The sequence below is a fragment of the Pseudomonas sp. HMWF032 genome (genome assembly GCF_003060885.1).
GTDB lineage: Bacteria > Pseudomonadota > Gammaproteobacteria > Pseudomonadales > Pseudomonadaceae > Aquipseudomonas.
Map to the genome: position 1 here is coordinate 248,983 of NZ_QAIG01000012.1, position 26,625 is coordinate 275,607.

Annotated in this window: 17 protein-coding genes; 11 read left to right on the forward strand and 6 right to left on the reverse strand. The window is 59.2% G+C overall.

The window, feature by feature from the left end; genetic code table 11:
- Positions 1–20 precede the first annotated feature (20 nt).
- From DBR00_RS17110 to DBR00_RS17155, 10 genes are all read left to right on the forward strand, one after another.
- Entirely contained in the window at positions 21–908 is an 888-nt protein-coding gene (locus DBR00_RS17110; protein ID WP_108486113.1) for an NAD(+) kinase, read from the forward strand.
- The gene (locus tag DBR00_RS17115; RefSeq protein ID WP_108486112.1) at positions 908–1,882 is read left to right on the forward strand and encodes a metallophosphoesterase; all 975 of its coding nucleotides are present in this window, start codon (positions 908–910) and stop codon (positions 1,880–1,882) included. The genes DBR00_RS17110 and DBR00_RS17115 overlap by 1 nt, the downstream gene beginning before the upstream one ends.
- Positions 1,879–2,748, forward strand: coding sequence for a rhomboid family intramembrane serine protease (locus DBR00_RS17120; RefSeq protein WP_108486111.1), 870 nt, complete (start codon positions 1,879–1,881; stop codon positions 2,746–2,748). Before DBR00_RS17115 ends, DBR00_RS17120 begins: the two co-directional genes overlap by 4 nt.
- Before the next feature lie 46 nt (positions 2,749–2,794).
- On the forward strand, positions 2,795–3,058 hold the full coding sequence (locus tag DBR00_RS17125; protein WP_108486110.1) for a YeaC family protein: 264 nt from the start codon (positions 2,795–2,797) through the stop codon (positions 3,056–3,058).
- Positions 3,058–3,894 (forward strand): DUF2797 domain-containing protein, encoded by an 837-nt coding sequence (locus tag DBR00_RS17130; RefSeq protein WP_108486109.1) that lies wholly within the window; start codon positions 3,058–3,060, stop codon positions 3,892–3,894. Before DBR00_RS17125 ends, DBR00_RS17130 begins: the two co-directional genes overlap by 1 nt.
- A 54-nt stretch (positions 3,895–3,948) precedes the next feature.
- Positions 3,949–6,624 carry an aminopeptidase N gene (pepN, locus tag DBR00_RS17135; RefSeq protein ID WP_108486108.1) on the forward strand — a complete coding sequence of 892 codons (2,676 nt, stop codon included), beginning with the start codon at positions 3,949–3,951 and terminating at the stop codon, positions 6,622–6,624.
- Between the two features lie 629 nt (positions 6,625–7,253).
- On the forward strand, positions 7,254–9,278 hold the full coding sequence (locus DBR00_RS17140; protein ID WP_108486107.1) for a DUF1302 domain-containing protein: 2,025 nt from the start codon (positions 7,254–7,256) through the stop codon (positions 9,276–9,278).
- Positions 9,279–9,342: 64 nt separating this feature from the next.
- On the forward strand, positions 9,343–10,713 hold the full coding sequence (locus DBR00_RS17145) for a DUF1329 domain-containing protein (protein WP_108486106.1): 1,371 nt from the start codon (positions 9,343–9,345) through the stop codon (positions 10,711–10,713).
- A 195-nt stretch (positions 10,714–10,908) separates the two neighbouring features.
- Positions 10,909–12,000 (forward strand): WD40/YVTN/BNR-like repeat-containing protein, encoded by a 1,092-nt coding sequence (locus DBR00_RS17150; RefSeq protein WP_371920673.1) that lies wholly within the window; start codon positions 10,909–10,911, stop codon positions 11,998–12,000.
- A gap of 19 nt (positions 12,001–12,019) precedes the next feature.
- Positions 12,020–14,398, forward strand: coding sequence for an RND family transporter (locus DBR00_RS17155; RefSeq protein ID WP_108486104.1), 2,379 nt, complete (start codon positions 12,020–12,022; stop codon positions 14,396–14,398).
- Positions 14,399–14,702: 304 nt separating this feature from the next.
- Here DBR00_RS17155 and DBR00_RS17160 read toward each other — a convergent pair whose 3' ends face one another.
- Genes DBR00_RS17160 through DBR00_RS17185 form a run of 6 tightly spaced genes read right to left on the reverse strand, consistent with a single transcriptional unit; the run spans position 14,703 to position 21,515 of the window.
- Positions 14,703–16,343 carry a BatD family protein gene (locus DBR00_RS17160; RefSeq protein ID WP_108486103.1) on the reverse strand — a complete coding sequence of 547 codons (1,641 nt, stop codon included), beginning with the start codon at positions 16,341–16,343 and terminating at the stop codon, positions 14,703–14,705.
- Positions 16,340–18,097 carry a VWA domain-containing protein gene (locus DBR00_RS17165; RefSeq protein WP_256583062.1) on the reverse strand — a complete coding sequence of 586 codons (1,758 nt, stop codon included), beginning with the start codon at positions 18,095–18,097 and terminating at the stop codon, positions 16,340–16,342. The genes DBR00_RS17160 and DBR00_RS17165 overlap by 4 nt, the downstream gene beginning before the upstream one ends.
- A complete protein-coding gene (locus DBR00_RS17170) occupies positions 18,094–19,125 on the reverse strand; it encodes a VWA domain-containing protein (protein WP_108486102.1) in 1,032 nt (343 codons plus the stop codon). Before DBR00_RS17170 ends, DBR00_RS17165 begins: the two co-directional genes overlap by 4 nt.
- Positions 19,118–19,612 (reverse strand): DUF4381 domain-containing protein, encoded by a 495-nt coding sequence (locus DBR00_RS17175; RefSeq protein WP_108486101.1) that lies wholly within the window; start codon positions 19,610–19,612, stop codon positions 19,118–19,120. The genes DBR00_RS17170 and DBR00_RS17175 overlap by 8 nt, the downstream gene beginning before the upstream one ends.
- Positions 19,609–20,550, reverse strand: coding sequence for a DUF58 domain-containing protein (locus DBR00_RS17180; protein ID WP_108486100.1), 942 nt, complete (start codon positions 20,548–20,550; stop codon positions 19,609–19,611). The genes DBR00_RS17175 and DBR00_RS17180 overlap by 4 nt, the downstream gene beginning before the upstream one ends.
- A gap of 5 nt (positions 20,551–20,555) precedes the next feature.
- Positions 20,556–21,515: a MoxR family ATPase gene (locus DBR00_RS17185; RefSeq protein ID WP_108486099.1), complete on the reverse strand. Its 960-nt coding sequence runs from the start codon at positions 21,513–21,515 to the stop codon at positions 20,556–20,558.
- 183 nt (positions 21,516–21,698) lie between these two features.
- Between DBR00_RS17185 and DBR00_RS17190 the strand changes: the two genes are divergently transcribed.
- A complete protein-coding gene (locus DBR00_RS17190; protein ID WP_108486098.1) occupies positions 21,699–26,540 on the forward strand; it encodes an NAD-glutamate dehydrogenase in 4,842 nt (1,613 codons plus the stop codon).
- Positions 26,541–26,625: the final 85 nt, after the last annotated feature.

Here is a 26,625-nt window from a genome sequence, read left to right on the forward strand (position 1 = left end):
CAGAGCCTGGCGGGAGCACCATGGAGCAATTTCGTAATATCGGCATCATCGGTCGGCTGGGCAGCACCCAGGTTCTCGACACCATCCGCCGGCTGAAGAAATTTCTGCTCGCTCGTCATCTGCACGTGATCCTTGAAGACACCATCGCTGAAGTGCTGCCGGGGCATGGTCTGCAGACGTCCTCGCGGAAGATTCTCGGGGAGGTCTGTGACCTGGTGATCGTCGTTGGCGGCGACGGCAGCATGCTGGGTGCTGCCCGCGCTCTGGCGCGACATAAGGTGCCGGTGTTGGGCATCAACCGAGGCAGCCTGGGCTTTCTTACCGATATTCGCCCCGATGAGTTGGAGGTGAAGGTTGCTCAGGTGCTGGAAGGGCATTACCTGACCGAAAACCGCTTTCTGCTGGAAGCCGAGGTGCGGCGCAGCGGCGAAGCCATCGGCCAGGGCGACGCCCTGAATGATGTGGTGCTGCACCCCGGCAAATCCACCAAGATGATCGAGTTCGAGCTGTATATCGACGGTCAGTTCGTCTGCAGCCAGAAGGCTGATGGCCTGATTATCGCCACGCCGACCGGGTCAACTGCCTATGCGCTATCGGCCGGTGGCCCGATCATGCACCCCAAACTGGACGCCATCGTCATCGTGCCGATGTACCCGCACACCCTGTCCAGCCGACCGATTGTGGTGGATGCCAACAGCGAGCTGAAAATCGTCGTCTCCAAGGACCTGCAAATTTATCCGCTGGTTTCCTGTGACGGGCAGAACCACTTCACCTGTGCGCCGGGAGACACCATCACGGTGGCCAAACGGCCGCAGAAACTGCGCCTGATTCACCCGCTGGACCACAACTACTATGAGGTCTGCCGCAACAAACTCGGTTGGGGCAGCCGGCTTGGAGGAGGGGATTGATGCACCTCGATCCTGCTCGTGGTTATGACCTGATCGGTGATATTCACGGCTGCGCGAAAACTCTGGAACGCCTGCTGAGTACCTTGGGTTACCGGTTACAGGCCGGTGTTTGGCGGCATCCGCAGCGCATGGTGATCTTCCTCGGTGATCTGGTTGACCGTGGTCCGCGGATCCGCGAAACCCTGCATCTGGTGCGTGACATGGTCAGCGCCGGGCAGGCCCTGTGCATCATGGGTAACCACGAATTCAATGCCTTGGCTTGGAGCACGCCGGCGGCGCCGGGCAGTGGACGGCAGTTCGTTCGCGAACACAACCCGCGGCATGCGCGGTTGATCAAGGAAACCCTGGAGCAGTTCGACGCCTACCCGGCTGAGTGGCAGGCGTTTCTCGACTGGTTCTACGCGTTGCCGCTGTTTATTGATGCCGGACGGTTCCGGGTGGTCCACGCCTGTTGGGACGACAGCCTGATCGAGCCGCTGCGGGCGCAGTTTGCCGATGGCTGTATTGATGAAGAGTTCCTGCAGCAGGCGGCTGTATACGGCAGCTTTGCCAACACCGCGCTGGATCGCCTGCTGCGCGGCACCGACATGCGCCTGCCACACGGCATGACCCTGACCAGCGACGACGGTTTTACCCGCGCGCATTTCCGTACCAAATTCTGGGAAGAAGACCCGCAGACCTACGGCGATATCGTCTTTCAGCCCGATGCCTTGCCGGAACTGGCGGCGCAGATGCCGCTCAGTGAGATGCAGAAAACCGAACTGCTTAAATACGGTGCCGATCAGCCACTGTTGTTTGTTGGCCACTACTGGCGCAGCGGCAAGCCTGCACCGATTCGCAGCAACCTGGCCTGCCTGGATTACAGCGCCGTCTTGAACGGCAAACTGGTGGCCTATCGGCTTGACCAGGAAGAGCGCCTGGAGGCCAGCAAGTTTGTCTGGGTCGATGTCGACAGTCCGGAGGCGCGGCCATGAGTGCTGTTGCGGCAATGCGTTTGCCTGAGGATGTCGATCTGACAGGTTTTATTACCTTGTTGCAACGCTTGCAGGTGCCGCACCGGGTTGCGGAAGAGGCAGGCGAGCAGGTGCTCTGGGTGCAGGGAGAGCCGTTGGCCGAGCAGGTGCGTGAGCTTTATGGGCGCTACCCACAGGGTGATGCCGAGGTATTGCTTGAGCCATCACCGGCTTCTGTGCAGGCCGCTCCGGGCTTTGTCCAACAGCTGAAAAGCAGTCCGTTGACTGCCATGATGCTGGCACTGACCTTCTTAGTCTTTGCTGTCACTGGTACAGGTGAGAATTACACGACAATTCGCTGGTTTAGCTTTGTCGATTTTCGCATTCAGGATGACCACATCTATCTTGCTTACCTGAATGAAACCCTGGCTAGCAGCCAATGGTGGCGCTTACTGACACCGATGCTGATTCATTTCGGTATTCTTCATCTGGCCATGAACAGCCTCTGGTACTGGGAGCTGGGTCGGCGGATCGAGGCGCGTCAGGGTGCCATGATGCTTCTGGGGTTGACGCTGCTGTTTAGCCTTGCGGCCAATTTTGCCCAATACCTGCACGCTGGCCCCTCACTGTTTGGTGGTCTGTCCGGGGTGCTGTACGGCTTGCTTGGGCATTGCTGGATTTTCCAGCGCTTGGCGCCCACGCCGGCCTATCGGTTGCCGCCGGGCGTATTGGTGATGATGCTGGCCTGGCTGCTGATTTGCATGACCGGCATCTTCGAGTTGCTGCAATTCGGTGCAATTGCCAACGCGGCGCACGTCGGCGGTTTGCTGAGCGGGTGTCTGACCGGGCTGCTGGGAGGTCTTTGGGCGCGTCGGCGATACGCGTAGTAGCGTGACAGGCTGGTAAACTGCCACTTTGCATTTGGAGGCGCGTATGTCGTCCTTTCTCGAAGCGATTGAAAACATCACCCCTGAGATTTATCAGAACCTCAAACTGGCTGTGGAAATCGGTAAATGGCCGGATGGCCGCAAGCTGACCCAAGAACAGAAGGAACTGACCTTGCAGGCCTTGATCGCCTGGGAAATCCACAACCTACCGGAAGAAGAGCGCATTGGTTACATGGGCCCGCAGGAATGCAGTTCCAAGTCCGAGCCGATTCCCAATCTGTTGTTCAAGTCCTCGGATACCCTGCACTGATGAGCGAGTTGGCCCGTGGTGCCCTGAGCAAAATGGCGGCGCAGCTGGATGCGCCGGTGCAATACAGCTTTCGTCTGGGTGATGACCTGCTGCCGGTAAACCCGCTGATCGGCAAGACCCTGCGCCTGGAATATTTGGGCGCAATCCATTGCACGCATTGTGGACGCAAGACCAAGAGCAGCTTCAGTCAGGGCTATTGCTACCCCTGTATGCAGAAGCTGGCGCAGTGCGACGTCTGCATCATGAGTCCGGAGCGTTGCCACTATGAGGCGGGCACCTGCCGCGAGCCGAGTTGGGGCGAGCAGTTCTGCATGACCGATCATGTGGTCTACCTGGCCAACTCCAGCGGCGTCAAAGTCGGCATCACCCGCGCCACGCAGATTCCCACGCGCTGGATCGACCAGGGCGCAATGCAAGCGCTGCCGATTTTGCGCGTCGCCACCCGTCAGCAGTCCGGCTTTGTTGAAGACTTGCTGCGCAGCCAGGTGGCGGACAAAACCAACTGGCGCGCGTTGCTCAAAGGCGATGCCGAACCGGTGGATTTGTACGCTGTGCGCGAGCAATTGTTTGCCACCTGCGCCAGTGGTCTCACCGAGCTGCAACAACGCTTTGGTCTTCAAGCCATTCAGCCGCTCAGTGATCAGCCGGTGGTGCAGATCAGTTATCCGATTGAGGCCTATCCGACCAAGATCACCAGCTTCAATCTGGACAAGAATCCGCTGGCCGAAGGTACCTTACTGGGCATCAAGGGCCAGTACCTGATGTTCGACACCGGCGTGATTAATATCCGCAAATACACCGCTTACCAGCTGGCCGTCCACGAACTGGCCGCCTGAGTTACTTATTCGCGAACCCGGCGCCCGCGCGCCGCAGACAAAGGGCCACAAGCCATGCGCACCGAACAGCCGAAGATGATCTACCTCAAGGACTACCAGGCCCCGGATTATCTGATTGATGAAACGCACCTGACCTTCGAGTTGTTCGAGGATCACACCCTGGTGCATGCGCAACTGGTGATGCGCCGCAACCCGGCGGCCGGCAACGGTCTGTCGGACGCCCGCATGCCGCCGTTGGTGCTGGACGGTCAGCAGCTTGAGCTGCTCAGTCTGGCGCTCGACGACCGCGAGCTGAGTGCTGGTGATTACCAGTTGAGCGACAGTCATCTGACGTTGCAGCCAACAGCGACCAGCTTTGTGATTGACAGCAGCGTGCGCATCCACCCGGAAAGCAACACCGCGCTGGAAGGGTTGTACAAGTCCAGCGGCATGTTCTGCACCCAGTGCGAGGCCGAGGGCTTTCGCAAGATCACTTATTACCTCGACCGCCCGGATGTGATGAGCAAGTTCACCACCACCCTGAGCGCGGCGCAGCATGACTACCCGGTGCTGCTGTCCAACGGCAACCCGATTGCCAGCGGCAGTGAAGAAGGCGGTCGGCATTGGGCGACCTGGGAAGACCCCTTCATGAAACCGGCCTACCTGTTTGCCCTGGTTGCCGGCGATCTCTGGTGTGTGGAAGACAGCTTTACCACCATGAGCAAGCGCGATGTGGCGCTGCGCATCTATGTCGAGCCGGAAAACATCGACAAGTGCCAGCACGCCATGGACAGCCTGAAGAAATCCATGAAGTGGGATGAAGAGGTGTATGGCCGTGAGTACGACCTGGACATCTTCATGATCGTTGCAGTCAACGACTTCAACATGGGCGCCATGGAAAACAAGGGCCTGAATATCTTCAACTCCAGCTGTGTGCTGGCCAAGGCTGAAACGGCTACAGACGCCGCCCACCAGCGCGTTGAAGCGGTTGTGGCCCACGAGTATTTCCACAACTGGTCGGGCAACCGTGTGACCTGCCGCGACTGGTTCCAGTTGTCGCTCAAAGAAGGTTTTACCGTGTTCCGCGATGCCGAGTTCAGCGCCGATATGCACTCGCGCACGGTCAAACGCATTGAAGACGTGGCTTATCTGCGTACGCACCAGTTCGCCGAAGATGCTGGCCCCATGGCCCATCCCGTGCGCCCGGATGCCTTTATGGAAATTTCCAACTTCTACACCCTGACGGTGTACGAGAAGGGCTCGGAAGTGGTGCGCATGATCCGCACCCTGGTCGGTGCCGAGGGCTTCCGCAAAGGCAGCGACCTGTACTTCGCACGCCACGACGGTCAGGCTGTGACGTGCGACGATTTTATCCGCGCGATGGAAGAGGCCAATGGCATCGACCTGAGTCAGTTCAAGCGCTGGTACAGCCAGGCCGGTACGCCGCGCCTTGAGGTCAGTGAAAGCTACGACGCTGCTGCCAACAGCTATCGCCTGCACTTTCGCCAAAGCTGCCCGGCCACGCCAGGGCAGGCAGATAAGCAGCCGTTTGTCATCCCGGTCGAACTGGCCTTGCTCAATGCTCAGGGGCGTGAGCTGCCGCTGCAATTGGTCAGTGAAGACGCCGCAGTTGGCACTTCCCGTGTGCTGCAGATAACCGAGACGGAGCAGGCATTCACCTTCGTCAATCTGGCGGAAAAGCCGCTGCCGTCCTTGCTGCGCGGGTTCTCGGCACCGATCAAACTGAGCTTCCCCTACAGCCGTGATCAGTTGATGTTCTTGATGCAGCACGACAGCGACGGCTTCAACCGCTGGGAAGCGGGGCAACAACTGTCGGTGCAGGTGCTGCAGGCGTTGATTGGTCAGCATCAGCGTGGTGAACCGCTTGTGCTCGATCAGCGTCTGGTTGAGGCCTACCGCACGTTGTTGGCTGATGACTCGCTGGATCAGGCCATGGTCGCCGAGATGCTTTCGCTGCCCGGTGAAGCCTACCTGACAGAAATCAGTGCTGTGGCCGATGTTGAAGCGATCCACGCGGCCCGTGAGTTTGCCCGCAAGCAACTGTCGGACGCGCTGTTCGATTTGCTGTGGCAGCGCTATCAACGTAACCGCGAGGTGTCCCGCGCCAGTGTCTATGTGGCAGAGGCCGAGCATTTTGCCCGGCGCAGCCTGCAGAACATTGCCTTGTCCTACTTGATGCTTAGCAACAAAGCCGAAGTGCTGGCGGCCTGCCTGGAGCAGTTCGAGAATGCCGACAATATGACCGAACGTTTGACTGCGTTGGCGGTGCTGGTCAATTCGCCGTTCGAGGCCGAAAAGACCACTGCCCTGGCCAGCTTTGCCGATTTCTTCAAGGACAACCCGCTGGTTATGGATCAGTGGTTCAGTGTGCAAGCCGCCTGCGCCTTGCCGGGTGCGCTGCAGCGTGTTGAACAACTGATGCAGCATCCGGCGTTTACCTTGAAGAATCCGAATAAGGTTCGTTCACTGATCGGTGCGTTTGCCGGGCAGAACCTGCTGGGTTTCCACCAGGCTGATGGCAGTGGCTACCGCTTCCTGGCCGAACAGGTGATTACCTTGAATGCCCTCAACCCGCAGATTGCGTCACGCTTGCTGGCGCCGCTGACTCGCTGGGCCAAATACGGCAGTGCCCGTCAGGCTCAAATGAAAGCTGAGCTGCAGCGCATTCTTGATTCGGGGGAGCTGTCCAGTGATGTATATGAAGTGGTCAGTAAGAGTCTGGCGGGCTGATGGTTGTGCAGTAACAGTATGGATGCGTAGTTAGCAGCCTTGGTATTGACGCTGTTGGTTTTCTGAACAGTTTCGCTAGCACTAAAGACCGATACTGCGAAACGCTATGCAGTGCGAAGGACTACAGGTTCTTGATTGGGCTCTTTTCTTCGTTGAAAAGTGTTACCTGCATTTGTTGGGTAACACTTTTGGTGTTACCTGGCTAAGTGTAAGTAAAGTTTGCGCAATTTAGAGTGGCCTGCTTGGCTTGACCTCAGCCGATTTGTTTGAAACTCATGCTTGTACAAAAAGGCACTGGGGCGACTGATCGCGCCAGATGGTAGGACAAAAAAGGAAAAATTTGCCAAGGCAGCGGCTATCTGGTTACTGAATGATCAGTCACAAGATGGATGTCTGGTTGGTCTTCAGGTAAGCAGCACTTTTTTATACGTTCGTTTGAATTGGCACTATGGTTGCAGGTGTTAATCTGATTTTGACCTTGCTTTGGTGTTATGCCAATCGTGAGGAGCGTTTCAACGCGTTGGGGGATTGCCTTCCAATCAACATTTAAGGCCGTCATCAGTATGGCCATAGCGTGCCCCAGTGTTTGGGGTACAAAAAAGATGATCTGTCCACGGAGTAACGTTTCGATGGAAATTAAGTCCCGTAAGCCCGTATTGCGTTTCGCACCTGCCAAGGCAGGTTTTGCTTTTGTCGGCCTTCTGCCCCTGCTGGTTGCGGCGCATGCCCAAGCTGTGGAATTCAGTTTTGCCGACGATGAAATCAGCGGCTCCATCGACACCACCGTGTCCTACGGCCAACTTTGGCGCGTACAGGGTCAGGACAAGACCAACAACGATATCAACACCAACGACGGTAACCGTAACTTCAACACCGGCCTGGTTTCTGAAGTATTCAAGGTGACTTCTGATCTGGAAGTGACTTATCAGAACTACGGCGCTTTTGTGCGCGGTACTGCGTTCTATGACACCCAGATCATGGATAAGCGCAACGACTACTACGACACCAGTCTGGCCTATCAGCCAAGCCAGAACGTGCCGAAAGATGACAGCTTCACCCGTGGCACGCGCCACTCGGCCGGTCGTAACGCTGAAATCCTTGACGCCTATGTTTACGGTAACTGGGATATCGCCGACATGCCGGTCGGTGTGCGCTTTGGTAAGCAGGTATTCAACTGGGGTGAAGGCCTGTTCTACCGCGGTGGTGTAAATACCACCAACCCGGTTGATGCCGGCAAGTTCCGTCTGCCTGGCGCAGAAGTTAAAGAAGTGCTGGTGCCGGTTGAAGCGCTGAGCTTTAGCGTCGGCCTGACTGACAATATTTCCATGGATGCGTTCTACCAGTTCAACTGGAAAGAGTCGGCGATTGATCCGGTTGGTACTTATTTCTCTGAGACTGACTTGTTTGGTGAGGGTGGTAATACTGCCTATAACAATTTCGCGGGCACAGCTCTGGCGGGTGTTATTCCGATATATAACGGTGTAGCCAACCCTCTGAACCCCGGCTTGCCGCTGCTTCGCGGGACTGGTCTGTTCCAAGATGGTGTCAATACATCATTTGGTAATATCTTGAAGGTTGCTGATGTTACGAATGATTTAAATGCGAAGAATGACGGTCAGTACGGATTGTCATTCAAATATATTGCGGAAGAGCTGAACTCCACTGAATTTGGCGCTTATTTAGTTAACTACCATGCCAAAGAGCCGACTATCTATGCCGATCTGAATGGATATAAGGGTGTGGACCTTGCCCAGTTGGCTGGGAGTCCTGCTCTGACTGGTATCGATCTGGTTCCTCAAATTCCAGGTGTTCAAGGTTGTAACTTAGGTATTCCAGGTGTGCCGTCATGCCAAACCTTGGCCGGTGGCTTGGCTACTGTTGATATGCTTGGCTCCACCCAGGCTAAGCGTGAGTATGCCGAAGATATCCGGATGTACGGCTTCAGTTTCAATACCACGCTGAATGAAACTTCAGTATTCGGTGAGCTTGCATATCGTCCGAACCTGCCTGTGGGTATCTCTGCCACGAATGACCTGTTGGGTGATATCGTTCTGCAGGGCGGTTCTCTGGCTAATAATAGCGGTGGCAGTCTCGGTAGTGGGCTGATTGCGGGTCAACAAGTTAATCGCAATTCGCAGGTCAGTAACTCTCGCCGAGTTGAAGCGTTTAATGCGTCCCTTGGTGCTATCCACAACTTTGGCACTGTGTTGAGCTTTGATTCGCTGTTCGGTGTTGCCGAACTCGCCTCGGAGCACCTGCGTGGTGATAGCCTGAAATACAGGTCTGTCAATGGCGAGCGTTGCATCGCAGGCCGCGCCAACACCTCCTACGCTACAGATGCCGCGATGGCCAAGCAGGACTGCGCATCGAGTGACGCCTATGGTTACACCTTGGTGCTGTCGGGTACCTGGAACGATGTATACGCAGGCGTCAACCTGTCGCCATTCGGTGTCTTCAAACATGACTTCCAGGGCAATGGCCATCAGACCGGCAACTTCATCGAAGATCGTAAGGCATACACTGTTGGCCTGCGCGCCAGCTACCTGAACAGCCTGGAAGCTGAAATTCAATACACCGAGTTTATGGGTGCAGGCCAGAGCAACTCGGGCCGTGACCGTGACAACGTCGGCTTGAACGTCAAGTATTCCTTCTAAACATAACTAGAAAATACCGAGCGCTCGCGGGCGCTCGGTTGATGTCTTATCACGGAGAATCAAGATGCTGAAAAAGCACACGCTGATTGGTGCCGCCATTGCGCTGGCGCTGTCCGCTGGCAGCGCGCTGGCTGCAGTTTCGCCCACAGAAGCCGCCAAGTTGGGCGCAAGCCTCACCCCATTCGGTGCCGAGAAAGCCGGTAACGCTGCAGGCACCATCCCGGAGTGGACCGGTGGCATCACCAAGGCGCCGGCGGCTTACAAGACGCCAGGCCAGCACCACGTCGATCCGTTTGCTGATGACAAGCCGCTGTTCACCATCACCAAAGCCAACCTGGATCAGTACAAGGCCAACCTGACCCCGGGTCAGATTGCCATGTTCAACACCTACCCGAACAGCTACCAGATGCCGGTCTATCAGACCCGTCGTTCCGGTTCTGCGCCGCAGTGGGTGTATGACAACACCGTCAAGAATGCCACCACGGCCAAGTTGCTGGACGGCGGTAACGGTTTTGCTGATGCCTATGGCGGCATTCCGTTCCCGATTCCGCAAAATGGTGTAGAAGCGCTGTGGAACCACATCGCACGCTACCGCGGTACCTACATTGTGCGTCGCGCTTCGGAAGTGGCCGTGCAACGTAACGGCAGCTACTCCCTGGTGACCTCGCAGCAGGAAGCCATGTTCAAGTTCTACAACCCGAAAGGGACTGCAGCCGACCTGAACAACATCATGTTCTACTACCTGTCCTTCACCAAGAGCCCTGCTCGTCTGGCTGGTGGTGCGGTACTGGTGCACGAGACGCTGGATCAGGTGAAAGAGCCGCGTCAGGCTTGGGGTTATAACGCCGGTCAGCGTCGTGTACGCCGCGCGCCGAACCTGGCCTATGACACCCCGATTGCTGCCGCTGACGGTCTGCGCACTGCAGACGACACCGACATGATCAACGGCTCGCCTGATCGTTATGACTGGAAGCTGATCGGTAAGAAGGAAATCTATATTCCTTACAACAGCTACAAAGTCACCAGCCCGGACGTCAAGTACAAGGACCTGCTGCAGGTCGGTCACTTGAACCCGGCTGTGACCCGCAACGAACTGCACCGCGTATGGGTCGTTGAGGGCACGCTGAAATCCGGCGCTCGCCACATCTACTCCAAGCGTACCCTGTTCCTCGACGAGGACAGCTGGCAAGCAGCAGTGGTTGATCAGTACGACGGTCGCGGCGAGCTGTGGCGCGTATCGATTGCCTACCTGAAAAACTACTACGACCTGCCGACCACCTGGTCTGCGCTGGATACCTTCCACGATCTGCAGGCCCGTCGTTACCACGTACAGAACCTGGACAACGAAGAGCCGAGCACGATCGACTTCAGTCAGCCGGTTCCGGACGATGGTTACTTCAAACCAGCTGCTCTGCGCCGTCGCGGCACGCGCTAATTCGCGTGTAGGTTGAACAAGGGGCCGCTACTGTTGTAGCGGCCCTTTGCTATTTGTGGGTCGGACAGGGCAGGGTAGACGGTCTGGTTTAACAAAACATAACGTCGCACCGATTGTCAGGCCTTTTGAAAGCTCAGTAGGATAGGTGGACTGCTATTAGGGTAGTGCTACCTATAAGAATAAGGGGGAAGGTATATGAGTGAGCCCATTATGCGGCGCACCCAGGCCGGTCATGTTGTGGGGTCGTCCTGCACGCCGGCGTTCCGCGTTCACTCGCCACTGACTAAAGCGCTTTCGCTGTGCAGTGTGCTGTCCATACTGATGCTCGCCAGTGCGCCTGTGCACGTGCAAGCCGAAACTGCCAAAACCGAAGTTCAGTCGGTAGTCTCCGCCAAGGCGCAGCACAGCTTGCTGCTTGATGTTGCCAGTGTCGGTAAGCGCCTGGTTGCCGTAGGCGACCGTGGCCATATCCTGTACTCCGATGACAATGGCGATAGCTGGACTCAGGCCAGCGTGCCATCCAAGCAGATGTTGACGGCCGTTTTCTTTATCGACGATAGCCACGGTTGGGCTGTCGGTCATGACGCCCAGATTCTTGCCAGCAGTGATGGTGGCAGCACCTGGGTGAAGCAGTTCGAAGACCTCGAACGCGAAGCACCATTGCTGGATGTCTGGTTCAAGGACCGCAATAACGGTTTTGCGGTGGGGGCCTATGGCGCCTTGCTGGCAACCACCGATGGTGGTGCGACCTGGGACGATGTCAGCGATCGCATGGACAACGAGGACGCCTATCACCTCAATGCCATTGTCGAAGTGAAGGATTCCGGTCTGATCATCGTCGGTGAGCAGGGCGTGATGTTCCGTTCGCCGGATTGGGGGCAAACCTGGGAACAGCTGGAAAGCCCTTATGAGGGTTCGCTGTTCGGCGCCTTGGGTGTCGGCGAACCAAACGCGCTGATGGTGTATGGCTTGCGTGGTCACCTGTTTCGCTCGGCTGACTTCGGCAACACCTGGGAGCGTATTTCGCTCAAGGGCGCGAACAAGGGAGAGCTGGAGTTTGGCCTGGCCAATGGCAGCGTCTTCAAAGATGGCAGCATCATGATTGTCGGCCACGGCGGCAGTGTGCTGCGCAGCATCGACAAGGGGCGCAGTTTCAGCGTGCTGAATCGCCCGGATCGTTTGTCTTTGGCTGGCGTGGCCATGGATAACAATGGCCGTCTGATCCTCGTCGGGCAGGGTGGCGTACATGTTTCCGCGTCGACTGATGCCAGTCTTGGCCAACAATAATAAGCTGGGGTAGCGTTTGATGAGTAACCATCACCAGGACAAGGCGAGCTTTCTTGAACGCCTGATTTTCAATAACCGGCCGGCAGTGATTTTGATCTGCTTGCTGGTAAGCATTTTCCTGTTCTACCAGGCGACGCAAATCCGTCCTTCGACCAGCTTCGAAAAAATGATCCCGCTGAGCCATCCGTTCATTCAGAACATGATGGAACACCGTAATGACCTGGCCAACCTGGGCAACACGGTGCGTATTTCGGTGGAAGCCAAAGATGGCGACATCTTCACCAAGGAATACATGGAGACCCTGCGTCAGATCAACGACGAGGCGTTCTATATTCCAGGTGTCGATCGTTCTGGCCTGAAGTCCCTGTGGACGCCGAGCGTGCGCTGGACCGAAGTAACCGAGGAAGGTTTTGCCGGCGGCGAAGTGATTCCGCAAACCTATGATGGCAGCCCGGAAAGCCTTGAAGAGTTGCGCAGCAACGTACTCAAGTCCGGTCAGGTTGGCCGTCTGGTGGCGAACAACTTCAAGTCCAGCATCGTCGATGTGCCGCTGCTGGAGTCCTACCCGGACCCGAACGACCAAGGCAAGCTGATCAAGCTGGACTACCAGAAATTCTCCCACCAGCTGGAAGAGAAGATTCGCGAGAAGTACCAGGCGCAGAACCCCAATGTGCAGATCCATATCATCGGCTTTGCCAAGAAGGTGGGGGATCTGATTGATGGTCTGGTGATGGTCGTGGGCTTCTTTGCCATCGCGCTGCTGATCACCTTTGTCCTGCTGTACTGGTTCAGCTGGTGTATCCGCAGTACCGTCGGCGTGTTGGTTACCACGCTGGTGGCTGTGGGCTGGCAGCTGGGGCTGATGAACCTGGTTGGCTTCGGCCTCGACCCTTACTCGATGCTGGTGCCGTTCCTGATTTTCGCCATTGGTATTTCCCATGGCGTGCAGAAGATCAACGGTATTGCCCTGCAATCCAGCGGTGCTGAAAACTCCCTGATGGCAGCACGGCGTACTTTCCGGCAGCTGTTCCTGCCGGGGATGATCGCAATTCTGGCTGACGCCGTGGGCTTTATCACCCTGTTGATCATCGACATTGGTGTGATCCACGAGTTGGCTATCGGTGCGTCGATCGGTGTGGCGGTTATCGTTTTCACCAACCTGATTCTGCTGCCGGTGGCAATTTCCTACCTGGGCATCAGCAAAAAGGCCATCGAACGCAGCAGGAAAGATGAATCGGCCGAGAAGCCAATGTGGCGTCTGCTGTCCAACGTTGCTCACCCCAATGTTGCGCCGTTCATGGTTGTGTTGGCGCTGGTGGGTGGCGTCAGCTGCTTCTTCTACCAGAAGGCCAACCTGCAGGTCGGTGACTTGGATCAGGGTGCGCCTGAACTGCGTCCGGACTCGCGCTACAACCAGGACAATGACTTCATCATCAAGAACTATTCGACCAGTTCGGATGTACTGGTTGTCATGGTCAAGGCGGCACCTGAAGGCTGTTCGGCCTTCAAGACGCTGTCGGCCATGGATGAGCTGATGTGGAAGATGGAAAACACCAAAGGCGTGCAGTCAGCGGTTTCCATGGTCACGGTGTCGCGCCAGATGATCAAGGGGATGAACGAAGGCAACCTGAAGTGGGAAACCCTGTCGCGCAACCAGGACGTGTTGAACAACTCGATTGCCCGTGCTGACGGCCTGTACAACGCAGATTGCTCGGTCGCGCCGGTGCTGGTGTTCCTCGAGGACCACAAGGCCGAGACGCTCAAGCGTGCGGTGGGTGCGGTGCAGGAGTTCGCCAAGGTGAATAACCAGGATGATCTGGAGTTCCGCCTGGCCGCTGGTAACGCAGGTATCGAGGCGGCTACCAACGAAGTGATTTCCACCTCTGAGCTGACCATTCTGGTGCTGGTGTATATCTGGGTGGCGGTGATGTGCATGATCACTTTCCGCTCTGTACCGGCAACCATCTGCATTGTGTTGCCGCTGATCCTGACCTCGATTCTGGGTAACGCGCTGATGGCGTTCCTGGGCATCGGCATGAAGGTTGCCACGTTGCCGGTTATCGCGCTCGGTGTCGGTATCGGTGTGGATTACGGCATCTACATCTACAGCCGCCTGGAAAGCTTCCTGCGCGCTGGTCTGCCGTTGCAAGAGGCCTACTATCAGACGCTCAAGTCCACCGGTAAGGCGGTACTGTTCACCGGTCTGTGCCTGGCGATTGGCGTAGCGACCTGGATCTTCTCGGCCATCAAGTTCCAGGCCGACATGGGCCTGATGCTGACCTTCATGTTTATCGTCAACATGTTCGGTGCTTTGCTGCTACTGCCGGCACTGGCACGTTTCCTGATCAAACCAGAGAAACTGGTTGGCAAGACAGGCGGTTCGCTGCTGGCGCACTAAGTGCAGGCGATGCTCCGGGTGCCCTAGGCACTTGGGCCATGACTCAACAGAAGCCCTCGGTGAAGCGATTCCCGAGGGTTTTCTGTTTTCGCCAATGGGCTGTTGCCTGGGGTTGAGGGAGAACAGCGCTGCTGATTAAGTAGGTGTGCGGATGTGATTGGCTCTGCCGTGTCGCCTGCTGGCGGCGGCCTGGCCAAGGAGCCGTCCGCTATTGCCTGGAGTCGATAGGCCGCATGGGCTGTATGTAGGCTGCACAGCCGCGTCGCACGAGCGCCCTAAGTACCTTTAGGATTGGGTGCTGTTTTTAGCGTGGATACAGTGGCGGCAGGGCACTGGTATCCGGGTTGGTGCTGCTTTCGAGGTCTTCTATGGCAGGCAGGCTGCGAATCGCCAGCCACAGATTACGGCCCTGCCAGTGTTGGCCACTCTCGCTGTACAGCGCGCCATTCAGGCCATCGAGGGCGTCGGACAGCGGAGTAAAGCGCGCGGCCATATCCGCGAGGGTTTCCGGCTGCTGGCGGGCCCAGGCGTCGAGTGCGTGCCGAGTAGCTTGCGAGTCGTTGGCCATACAGCTGCGTTTGAGGTCATCAAGCAGGTTGCGTTGGCTGGGGCCAGTTTGCTGGCTAGGTAAAACCGGGGGCTGACGTCGCGCGCGCCACCAAAGGGTAAAACCGAGCAGGGTGGTAAGGCTCAGTAGCGCAGTGCTGAATTGCCAAGGCCAGAGGTGTACGTTGTCCACCTCGTTGACTGTGGAGCGCGCTGCCTCAATCGGCAGGGTTTCCAGATTCGGGTTGGCAGCCACTTGCAGCTTGCGTGCGGGCAGGCTGCTGCGTTCGAGTTGATCGGTCGTGGTGTTCCACCACAGCACTTCGATTACCGGCAGGGTGATTTCGCCTTCACGGTTGGTCACCAGTGCTTCGCGCTCTTCACGGCTGGCCACCAGGCCGTTTTCGCTGACCTGGTTGGTTAATTGGGGTTGATCGGGGTAGCGGCGCAGGCCGGCAACCTGGGTGGCTGGCAAGGGCGGTAATTGCGCGCTGGCCAGGCCTTCGACCTTGAGCAGCAGGCTGCGCGTCAGCGAATCGCCGACGCGTGCAGTTTCCGGCTGTGGGCTCCAGACTTCACTCAGACTAAGTGCGCGTGCTGGCAGCCAGGGCGCGTCGGCCGGGTAGCTGGCCGGCTTGGCTTTTACCGTCAGCGGGATTTCCGGCGAGCGGACTCGCACCACCTTGCCCGGGCGCGGGCCGAACGGGTTGTAGGCATTGCTGGCGGAGCGATCAACCGCAGTGGCGGTAAAGGCTTGCGAGGGGATCAGCAGGTCGCCACTTTCCTGGGGGAAGATCGCGTAACGCAGTTCGATCACGCCATGGCGCACACCGTTGATGTCTTTCTCATAGGTGCGTGGTTCACCAAGGGCTTCAACGCGTGCCAGGGGCATGTTCAGTTGGGTCAAGCTGCTGTCGTCGTAAAGCGAGACAGAATGGTAGATGCGCAGTGTCAGCACGGTTTGCGCCTGCACGTAGACGCTTTCCTGATCCAGGCTGGCGTCGATAAATACCGGCGCCAGGCGGCTGTCATCGGCATTGGTGGCTTGTTGTACATGCAGCGTGATGGGGGCGCTTTGCAGCTGGCCAAGGCTCAGCGGCGGTATCACCACGTAACCGCTGTGTTTGGGTTGCAGGGTGACGATCCAGCGCGTGCTGGCCTGGGCGCCATTGCTGCCGCTGGTCAGGCGATTGACCTGGCGCGTGCCGAGCACGTCAAACAGTTCATTGAGCGGCTGCAGATCAGGTTTGCCGAACAGCGTGGCGTCATCCGATTCCAGGGTCAGCTCAACGCTTTCGCCGGCATTCAGGCGGGTGCGGTCGACACTGGCGGTGAGGCTTTGCGCGCTGACATTCAGGGCCAGCAGGCCAAGCAGAAGGGTACAGAGCAGTCGGCTCATTGCAGTTGTTCCTGGCGCTGTTGTTGTTCCAGCCTGAATTTACGCCGCAGCAGCTCGCCCGGATCATCGGGGATCTGCCGCAGCCATTGTTCCAATGCCTGACGCCGCTCGCCGTCGAGGCTCGGTTCGGCACTGGCGATCTGTTCTTCACTGGTGTTGTCGTCTTCTGGTTGCGACGGCGGTGTCTCCGTGTCTTCGTCGGTGCCGGGTTGTGCGGGTTTTTCGCCCTTATCCTCTGGCTCTGACGGCTTGCCCGGCGATTGTTCGGCCTGCTGCTGGGCGTCTGGATCGGACTGGCCTGCCTGCGGCTGGCTGCTGGGCTGATGCTGCTGCTCGTCGGGTTCTTGTGCGTTGTCGCTTTGATTCTGCTGTTGCTGCTGCTGGTTCTGGCGCAGCAGTTCTTCGACCAGGGCTTTGTTCTTTTGCGCCTGAGCCAAGTCGGGTTGCAGTTCCAGCGCCTGGGTATAGGCGTCTAGGGCGGCTTCCAGTTCATTGCTGCGCGCCAGGGCGTTGCCACGGTTGTAGTGGTCGCTGGCGCTTTCGCCATTGGCAAAGCGTTCGGCGGCTGCGGCGTAATCCCCGGCCTGGTAGAGCGCCTGGCCTTGCCAGCGCGGATCATTGAAACGCTGCGCGGCAGCCGCCGGTTGCTGCGCCTCCAGCAGGCGCTGGCCTTGCTGATCGGCACGTAGCCAGAGGTCGTCGAAGCTGAAGGCGTAGCTGTTCTGCGGCAGGCTCAGCAGCAACAGCGGCATGCACAGCAGCCAGCCGCGGCGTGCGGCGCAGGCGGCCAGTAACAACAGCGGCAAGAGCAACCAGTGGCTCTGGTCAGCCCAGGCTTGCAGCTGGGTCAGCTCGCCGTCGCGGCGCAGCTGTTGTGGGGCATCCAGTAGGCCCAGGTTGCGCAGATCGCGTTCATCCAGCGTCACAGCCTGATACAGGCCGCCCAGCTCACTGGCAAAACGCTTGAGGCCGTTGCTGTCCAGGCGCGGTAGCAGGATGGTGCCCTGGGCATCCTTGAGAAACGAGCCGTCCTCCCGAATGATCGGTGCGCCCTGGGTGCTGCCAATGCCGAGAATGTGCAGGCGCTCGCCGCGGCGGCCGAGGGCCTGGCTGATCGCCTGGCGCTGGGTTTCATCGAGGCTACTGGTCAGCAGCAGCAGGCGGCCATTGCCCTGGGCGCCCTGTTCGAGCAGTTGCAGGGCTTTGGCCACCGCCAGGTCGGCACGCTTGCCAGGCTCCGGCATGATCTCTGGACTCAGCACATCGAGCAGATTGCGGCTGGTGGCCAGGTCGTCGGACAGCGGCACCAGGGTATGCGCGCTGCCGGCATACACGACGATGGCGGTTTGCGCATCCTGGCGTGCCTCCAGCAAATCGAGCAGTTTGCGCTTGGCCTGGGCCAGGCGATTGGGCGAGGCATCGCTGGCGAGCATCTCGGGTGTCAGTTCGAGCATTACCACCAGCGGGTCGGCTGGCTTGGGGTTCTGCTGCTCGATGCGTTGCCAGCTGGGGCCAAGTAGCGCCAACAGTGCCAGCAGCCACGCCAGACCGAGGGCCAACCAGGGCAGACGACTGTTGCGCCCACCGGTGGCCGTCAGCAGTGCGGCCTGGAAGGCGGTCGGCAGCAGGGCTTGCCAGCGGCCGCTGCGCTTTTCCCGGTGCCAGAGCTGCCAGAGCAGAAAGCCCAGCAGCGGCATCAGCAGCAGCCAGAAGGGGCGCTGCCAGTGCGGCCAGAGGCTGATCAGTTCGCTCATGACTGTGTCCTCCGCAGCCGTGTCAGCTGAGTGCGCCAGCGTAGCGGCAGGCTCGGCCAGAGTGTCTTACCGACCAGCAGCAGGCTGAACAGTAAGGCCAGACCCAGCGGCCAGGGATAGAGCGGCAAGGTGGGCCGTGCCAGGGTCGGCTTCTGCGCCACCGGTTCGAGACGGTCGAGGGTGGTTTCGATGGCTTGCAGCTCTTCGCTGTCGCGGGCGCGGAAGTATTCGCCGCCTGTGGCCTCGGCAATCGCCCGCAGGCTCGGTTCGTCCAGATCGATGCCGGGATTAAAGCCAAGCATGCCGAGCACGCCACCTTGCTCAGGATCGGCACCGATGCCGATCGGGTAAATGGTGATGCCTTCCTCAGCGGCCAGGCGGGCGGCGGTCAAGGGATCGATTTCGCCACCATTGTTGGCACCATCGGTGACCAGTACCAGCACGCGGCTCTGCGCCGGGCGTTCACGCAGGCGTTTGACTGCCAGACCAATGGCGTCACCGATGGCGGTCTGTGGTCCGGCGATGTTTTTTTGCGCCTCATCCAGCCAGGTGTGCACGGTCTGTCGGTCGAAGGTCAGTGGCGACTGCAGGTAGGCGCGGCTGCCGAACAGGATCAGGCCGACCCGGTCACCCTGGCGGCCGTCGATAAAGTCGCCGAGCAGGTGCTTGACCAAGGTCAGGCGGCTGACTTCCTGCTCTTCCCAGAGCATATCGGCGTAATCCATGGAGCCGGATACATCCACCGCCAGCAGCAGGTCGCGGCCGCTGGCGGGCAACGGCAGCGGCTCACCCAGCCATTGCGGACGCGCACTGGCGAGCAGCAGTAACAGCCAGATCAGCGCAAACGGCGCCTGTTGTTGCAAGGCTGGCAGTCGCACGCGGGCGCGGCGACCGCTCAAGCCTTCGAGTTCTGCCAGAAAGCTGATTTTCAGCGCCGCTTCGCCGCTGTCCGCAGGCGGCAGCCAGCGGCGCAGCAGCCAGGGCAGGGGGGCGATCAGGAAGACCCAGGGCCAGGCAAACTCAAACATGTTTGCGAATCCAGATTGACACCGCCTGGTTGAGGCCGGTGATAGCCTTGTCATCCAGGCTGCAGCGCGGGCGATAGGCGCCCTCCACCAGGATCATCCAGCGGGTCAGGCCGGCGGCAGGGCAACGGCTGTCGAGAAAGGCCAGCCAGGCGCGGCTGCTCAGGGTGTGGCTGTTGCTTTGTGGGTAGCGCTCGCGGCACAGACGTTTGAGGATGGCATTGAGTTGCTGCAGCCAGGGGCCGGCGTCGATGCCGTCATAGGGTTTGCTGAGGCGTTCGAGTTCGTTCAACGCAGCCTGGCGCAACGGGTCAAGCGGCGCTTCGCTCGACCGCTCGGCAGCTTTGCGTGGCAGGCGTTTAAGCAGTTTGAAGGCGGCCCATAACAGCAGCGGCACTAGAACCGCGAGCAGCCACCAGCCCGGCGCCGGTGGCCACCAGCTGATCGGCGCAGGGGTGATCAGCGGTTCGAGTTGGTCCAGCGGGTTCACAGGGCCTTCCTCGGCCGTTGGGCATTCAGGTGCTCGCGCAGCTGCTCGATCATCTCGCTCTGGGTATTCAGCGCCAGCAGCGGCACGCCAAGCTTTTGCGCCAGGCGCTGCCAGCGTGCCTGGCGGGCATCGGCCAGGCTACGGTAGGCCTGGCGCAGTTCGGCGTCCTGGGTATCCAGCTCCAGCTGCGCGCCGTGTTCGGTAAAACGCAGCAGGCCGGCATTCGGCAGGGCATGGTCGAGCGGGTCTGACAGGGGTAGCAACAGCAGGTCAGTGTGCCGCGCCAGCAGCAGCAACTGTTGTTCGCTGCTGTCGCTCAAGGTGCGTTCATCACACAGAATCACCACCAGGCTGCCGGGGCGCAGTACCTCGCGGGCGCGACGCAAGGCCAGGCCAAAGCTGTCGCGGCCGCCCTGGCTGTCGCTGCTCAGGGCCTGATTGGCTTTGGTCAGGCGGCTGAGCAGTTGCAGCAGGCTCTGCTTGCTGCGCCGTGGTTTGATTTCGTGGTGTTCCAGATCGCCAAATACCAGGCCACCGATGCGGTCGTTATGGCCCAGGGCGGCCCAGCCGATCAGGCTGGCAGCATGGGCCGCGAGCACCGACTTGAACATCAGTCCGGAGCCAAAAAATAGCTGCTTGCTCTGCTCGACCATGATGTAGATCGGCCGCTCGCGTTCTTCATGGAACAACTTGGTGTGTGGCTCCTGGGTGCGCGCGGTCACCCGCCAATCGATGGTGCGCACATCATCGCCGGCCTGATAGACACGCACCTGATCGAAGTCCACGCCGCGTCCGCGCAGTTTGGAGTGGTGCAGGCCAATCAGCGGGCTGCGCCGCGCCGGGGTGGAAAACAGCTGCACCTCATGCACACGGTGGCGCATCTCGATCAGTTCACCGAGGCTGACGCGAATGCCGGGCTGCGTGGGTTGGTCGTGCATGGTGCTCAGGCGACCGCCACAACATCGAGAATACGCTGTATGACGCGGTCCTGATCGATGCCGGCGGCTTCGGCTTCAAACGACAAGATGATCCGGTGGCGCAGCACGTCGAACAGCACGGCCTGGATATCTTCCGGGCTGACGAAGTCGCGTCCGGCCAGCCAGGCGTGTGCCCGTGCACAGCGGTCCAGGGCAATCGAGCCGCGTGGACTGGCGCCGTAGGCTATCCACTCGGCCAGCTCAGGGTCGAACTTGGCCGGGGTGCGCGAGGCCATTACCAGTTGCACCAGGTATTCCTCCACTGCGTCGGCCATGTACAGGCCGAGAATCTCCTGGCGTGCGGCGAAGATTGCCTGCTGGCTGACCAGTTGCTCGGGCTTGGTTTCGCCATTCAGCGCTTCGCCACGGGCCTGCGCGAGGATCTTGCGTTCGACACCGGCATCAGGAAAACCGATTTTCACATGCATCAGAAAACGATCAAGCTGAGCTTCGGGCAGCGGGTAGGTGCCTTCCTGCTCGATCGGGTTCTGCGTGGCCATGACCAGAAACAGCGGCGACAGCTCATAAGTGCTACGGCCGACACTGACCTGGCGCTCAGCCATGGCTTCAAGCAGCGCCGATTGCACCTTGGCCGGCGCGCGGTTGATTTCATCGGCGAGCACCAGGTTGTGGAATATCGGCCCTTGCTGGAACACGAAGCTACCCGTTTCCGGGCGATAGATTTCGGTGCCGGTGATATCTGCCGGGAGCAGGTCGGGGGTGAACTGAATGCGGTGAAACTCGGCTTCGATACCCTCGGCCAGCTCCTTGATCGCCTTGGTCTTGGCCAGACCCGGTGCGCCTTCGACCAGCATGTGGCCATCGGCAAGCAAGGCAATCAGCAGCCTTTCGATGAGTTTTTCCTGGCCGAGGATCTGGCTTGAAAGAAAATGTCGCAGCGCGACAAGCGCTTCACGGTGTTCCATCGTTAAGCTCATCCGGCAAATGTGACCAGCGAGTCTCGAACCTCGCCAGAGTTAAGTGGCAGCCACTTTAATGCAATCGCTGCCTCCTAGACTAACGTTGAACAACAAGGTTGTGGCGAAGGTCCTTCTTGCGACTGCCCCGATCACGTCACCAGTCGAACAACAAGCCAAATGGAGCACACCATGGCGTTCTTTACGGCGGCCAGCAAAGCCGATTTTCAGCACCATCTGCAAACGGCCCTGGCGCAGCACGTCAGCGAACAGGTTCTGCCACAAGTAGCCCTGTTCGCCGAGCAATTTTTCGGCATTATCGCGCTTGAAGAGCTGACCCAGCGGCGCCTCTCTGATCTGGTCGGCTGCACATTGTCGTCCTGGCGCCTGCTGGAGCGTTTTGTCCCGGCCAAGCCCGAAGTGCGGGTGTTCAACCCGGATTATGAAAAGCACGGCTGGCAGTCCACCCACACGGCCGTGGAAATTCTGCACAGCGACATTCCCTTCCTGGTCGACTCGGTGCGTATGGAGCTGAACCGCCACGGTTACAGCATTCATACCCTGCAAAACAGCGTATTCAGCGTGCGCCGCAACAAAGCCGGTGAGCTGCTGGAAATTCTGCCCAAGGGGGCTCAGGGCAAGGATGTGCAGCATGAAGCGCTGATGTTCCTGGAAATCGACCGCTGCGCCAATGCCGGCGAGCTGAAGACCCTGGAAAAAGCTCTGCAGGACGTGTTCAGCGATGTGCGCTTGAGCGTGGCTGACTTCCAGCCCATGAAAGCCAAGGCCAAGGAACTGCTGGCTTGGCTGGACAAGGCCAAGCTCAAGGTCGAAGGCGCTGAGCTGGAAGAAATCAAAGTATTCATGAGCTGGTTGCTCGACGACCACTTCACTTTCCTTGGCTATGAAGAGTTCACCGTTGCAGACAGTTCCAGCGGTGGCAGCCTGGTCTACGACGAGAAATCCTTGCTCGGCCTGTCCAAGCGTTTGCGCGCAGGGCTCAAGGCCGATGAGCTGCATATCGAGCCGGAAGCTGTGGCCTACCTGCGTGAGCCGCAGCTGCTGTCCTTTGCCAAGGCCGCTGTACCGAGCCGGGTGCACCGTCCGGCGTATCCGGACCTGGTATCGATCCGCGAGCTGGACGCCAAGGGCAAGGTGGTCAAGGAATGCCGCTTCATGGGCCTGTACACCTCGGCGGTGTATGCCGAGAGCGTGTGGAATATTCCGTTTATCCGCCGCAAGGTGGCGGTGATCAAGCAGCGCTCCGGTTTCGACAGCAGCGCACACCTGGGCAAAGAGCTGGCTCAGGTATTGGAAGTGCTGCCGCGTGACGACCTGTTCCAAACCCCGGTGGATGAGCTGTTCAGCACCACTATCGCCATTGTGCAGATTCAGGAGCGCAACAAGATTCGCGTGTTCCTGCGCCGCGATCCGTACGGCCGCTTCTGCTACTGCCTGGCCTATGTGCCACGCGATGTGTACTCCACCGAAACCCGCATGAAGATCCAGCAGGTGCTGATGGAGCGCCTGCAGGCCACCGATTGCGAATTCTGGACCTTCTTCTCCGAGTCAGTGCTGGCGCGGGTGCAGTTCATCCTCAAAGTCGATCCGGCCAAGCGTGTGCAGATTGACCCGCTGCGTCTGGAGAAAGAAGTCATCCAGGCTTGCCGTTCGTGGAAGGACGATTACACCAGCCTGATTGTCGAGAGCCTCGGCGAAGCTCAGGGCACCGAAGTGCTCAGCGAATTCCCGGGTGGTTTCCCTGCCGGTTACCGCGAGCGTTTTGCTCCGCACTCGGCCGTGGTAGACATGCAGCACCTGCTCAGCCTGGACAGTCAGCGGCAGTTGGTGATGAGCTTCTACCAACCGCTGAGCCAGAGTGATCAGCAGTTGCATTGCAAGCTGTATCACGCCGATACACCGTTGCCACTGTCAGATGTGTTGCCGATTCTGGAAAACCTTGGCCTGCGCGTACTCGGTGAGTTCCCCTATAAGTTGCGGCATTCGGATGGGCGGGAATTCTGGATTCATGATTTTGCTTTTACCTATGCCGAGGGGTTGGATGTTGATATCCAACAACTCAATGACACCTTGCAGGACGCTTTCGTCAACATCGTCGGCGGCGCGGCGGAGAACGACGGCTTCAACCGTCTGGTGCTGATGGCCGCCATGCCCTGGCGTGATGTGGCGCTGCTGCGCGCCTATGCCCGCTACCTCAAGCAGATTCGCCTGGGCTTTGACCTCAGTTACATCGCCAGCACCCTGGCCAATCACGCCGATATTGCCAAGGAACTGGTGCGCCTGTTCAAAACGCGTTTCTACCTGGCGCGCAAGCTCACCGCCGATGATCTGGAAGACAAGCAGCAGAAGCTTGAGCAGGCGATTCTCGCCGCGCTGGACAACGTTGCGGTGCTCAACGAAGACCGCATCCTGCGTCGTTATCTGGACCTGATCAAAGCCACCCTGCGCACTAACTTCTACCAGACCGACGCGTCTGGACAGAACAAGTCCTACTTCAGCTTCAAGCTCAACCCGCGGGCGATTCCGGATATTCCGCGGCCCACGCCAAAGTTCGAAATCTTCGTCTATTCGCCGCGTGTTGAAGGCGTGCACCTGCGCTTTGGTGACGTCGCCCGTGGTGGCCTGCGTTGGTCGGATCGTGAGGAAGACTTCCGCACCGAGGTACTGGGCCTGGTCAAGGCGCAGCAGGTGAAGAACGCGGTCATCGTGCCGATGGGTGCCAAGGGCGGTTTTATCCCACGGCGCCTGCCGCTGGGGGGCTCGCGTGATGATGTGCTGGCTGAAGGCATTGCCTGCTACCGCATTTTTATCAGCGGCCTGCTGGACATCACCGACAACCTCAAAGACGGTGCCGTGGTGCCGCCGCAGAACGTGGTGCGTCACGATGGCGACGATCCCTACCTGGTGGTGGCGGCCGACAAAGGTACAGCGACCTTCTCTGACATCGCCAACGGCATTGCCCAGGACTATGGCTTCTGGCTGGACGATGCTTTCGCTTCGGGCGGTTCAGCCGGTTACGACCACAAAGGCATGGGTATCACCGCCAAGGGTGGCTGGGTCTCGGTGCAGCGTCACTTCCGTGAGCGCGGTATCGACGTGCAGAAGGACAACGTTACGGTGATCGGTATCGGTGACATGGCCGGTGACGTGTTCGGCAACGGTTTGCTGCTCTCGGAAAGCCTGCAGCTGGTCGCTGCCTTCAACCATATGCATATCTTTATCGACCCCAACCCGGATGCGGCGAAGAGTTTTATCGAGCGCAAACGGCTGTTTGATCTGCCGCGCTCCAGCTGGGCCGATTACGACGCCAAGCTGATCTCGGCGGGCGGTGGGATCTTCCTGCGCAGCGCCAAGAGCATCGCCATCAGTCCGCAGATGAAAGAACGCTTTGATATCAGCGCCGACAAGCTGGCCCCGACCGAGCTGCTCAACGCGCTGCTCAAGGCGCCGGTGGACCTGCTGTGGAACGGCGGCATCGGCACCTACGTGAAATCCAGCAAGGAAAGCCACGCCGATGTCGGCGACAAGGCCAACGACCTGCTACGTGTGGATGGCCGCGAACTGCGTGCCAAGGTGGTGGGTGAGGGCGGCAACCTGGGTATGACCCAACTGGGTCGCGTCGAGTACGGCCTCAATGGCGGCAAGAGCAACACCGACTTTATCGACAACGCGGGGGGGGTGGACTGCTCCGACCACGAGGTAAACATCAAGATCCTGCTCGGCGAAATCGTTGGTGCGGGTGACATGACCGGCAAGCAACGCAACAAGCTGCTGGTGGAAATGACCGATGCAGTCGGCGGCCTGGTGTTGGGCAACAACTACAAGCAGACCCAGGCGTTGTCGCTGGCCGAGCGCCGTGCGCGTGAGCGGGTTGGCGAGTACAAGCGCTTGATGACGGATCTGGAAGCGGCGGGCAAACTGGACCGCGCGCTGGAGTTCCTGCCCACCGACGATGAACTCAACGAACGCGCCGCCAATGGCTTGGGCTTGACCCGGCCGGAGCTGTCGGTGCTGATCTCTTATAGCAAGATCGACCTCAAGGAAGCCCTGTTGAAATCCCTGGTACCGGATGACGAGTACCTGGCCCGTGAGATGGAAACCGCCTTCCCGCCCTTGCTGGCGAAGAAGTTTGGTGAGCCGATGCGTCGTCATCGTCTCAAGCGCGAAATTGTCAGCACACAGATTGCCAACGATCTGGTCAACCACATGGGTATCACCTTTGTGCAGCGCCTGAAGGAATCCACCGGCATGAGCGCAGCGAATGTCGCCGGCGCCTATGTGATCGTGCGTGATCTGTTCCGTCTGCCGCACTGGTGGCAGCAGATCGAGGCGCTGGACTACCAGGTGCCTGCCGAGCTGCAACTGCAGTTGATGGACGAGCTGATGCGCCTGGGGCGCCGTGCGACCCGCTGGTTCCTGCGCAGCCGTCGCAACGAGCTGGATGCGGCCCGCGATGTGGCGCATTTCGCGCCGCGCATCGAAGCATTGGTTGGTCGACTCGACGAACTGCTCGAAGGTCCGGCCCGTGAACAGTGGCTGGCACGCTTCCAGGGGTATGTCGAAGCCGGTGTGCCGGAAGAACTGGCGCGTGTGGTCGCCGGCACCAGCCACTTGTACACCCTGTTGCCGATCATTGAGGCGGCGGATGTAACAGGCAAGGATGCTGGAGAGGTGGCCACCGCCTACTTCGCCACCGGTGGAGCGCTGGAGTTGTCCTGGTATCTGCAGCAGATCACCAGCCTGCCGGTGGAAAACAACTGGCAAGCCCTGGCCCGTGAAGCCTTCCGCGATGACCTGGACTGGCAGCAACGCGCCATCACCGTCTCGGTACTGCAAATGGCCGAAGGCCCGGCGGATATCGAAGAGCGGGTCGGCGTGTGGCTGGACCAACACCGCCGTCTGGTTGATCGCTGGAAGGTCATGCTCGGCGAGCTACGTGCGGCCACCAACACCGATTACGCCATGTACGCTGTGGCTAACCGCGAGTTGATGGACCTGGCACAGAGCGCTTGATAAAGGCAGCGCAGGCTTGTCCTGCGCTGCCTGCAGTATTAAAAAGCCCCGCGATTGCGGGGCTTTTTTATGCGCGATGGATATG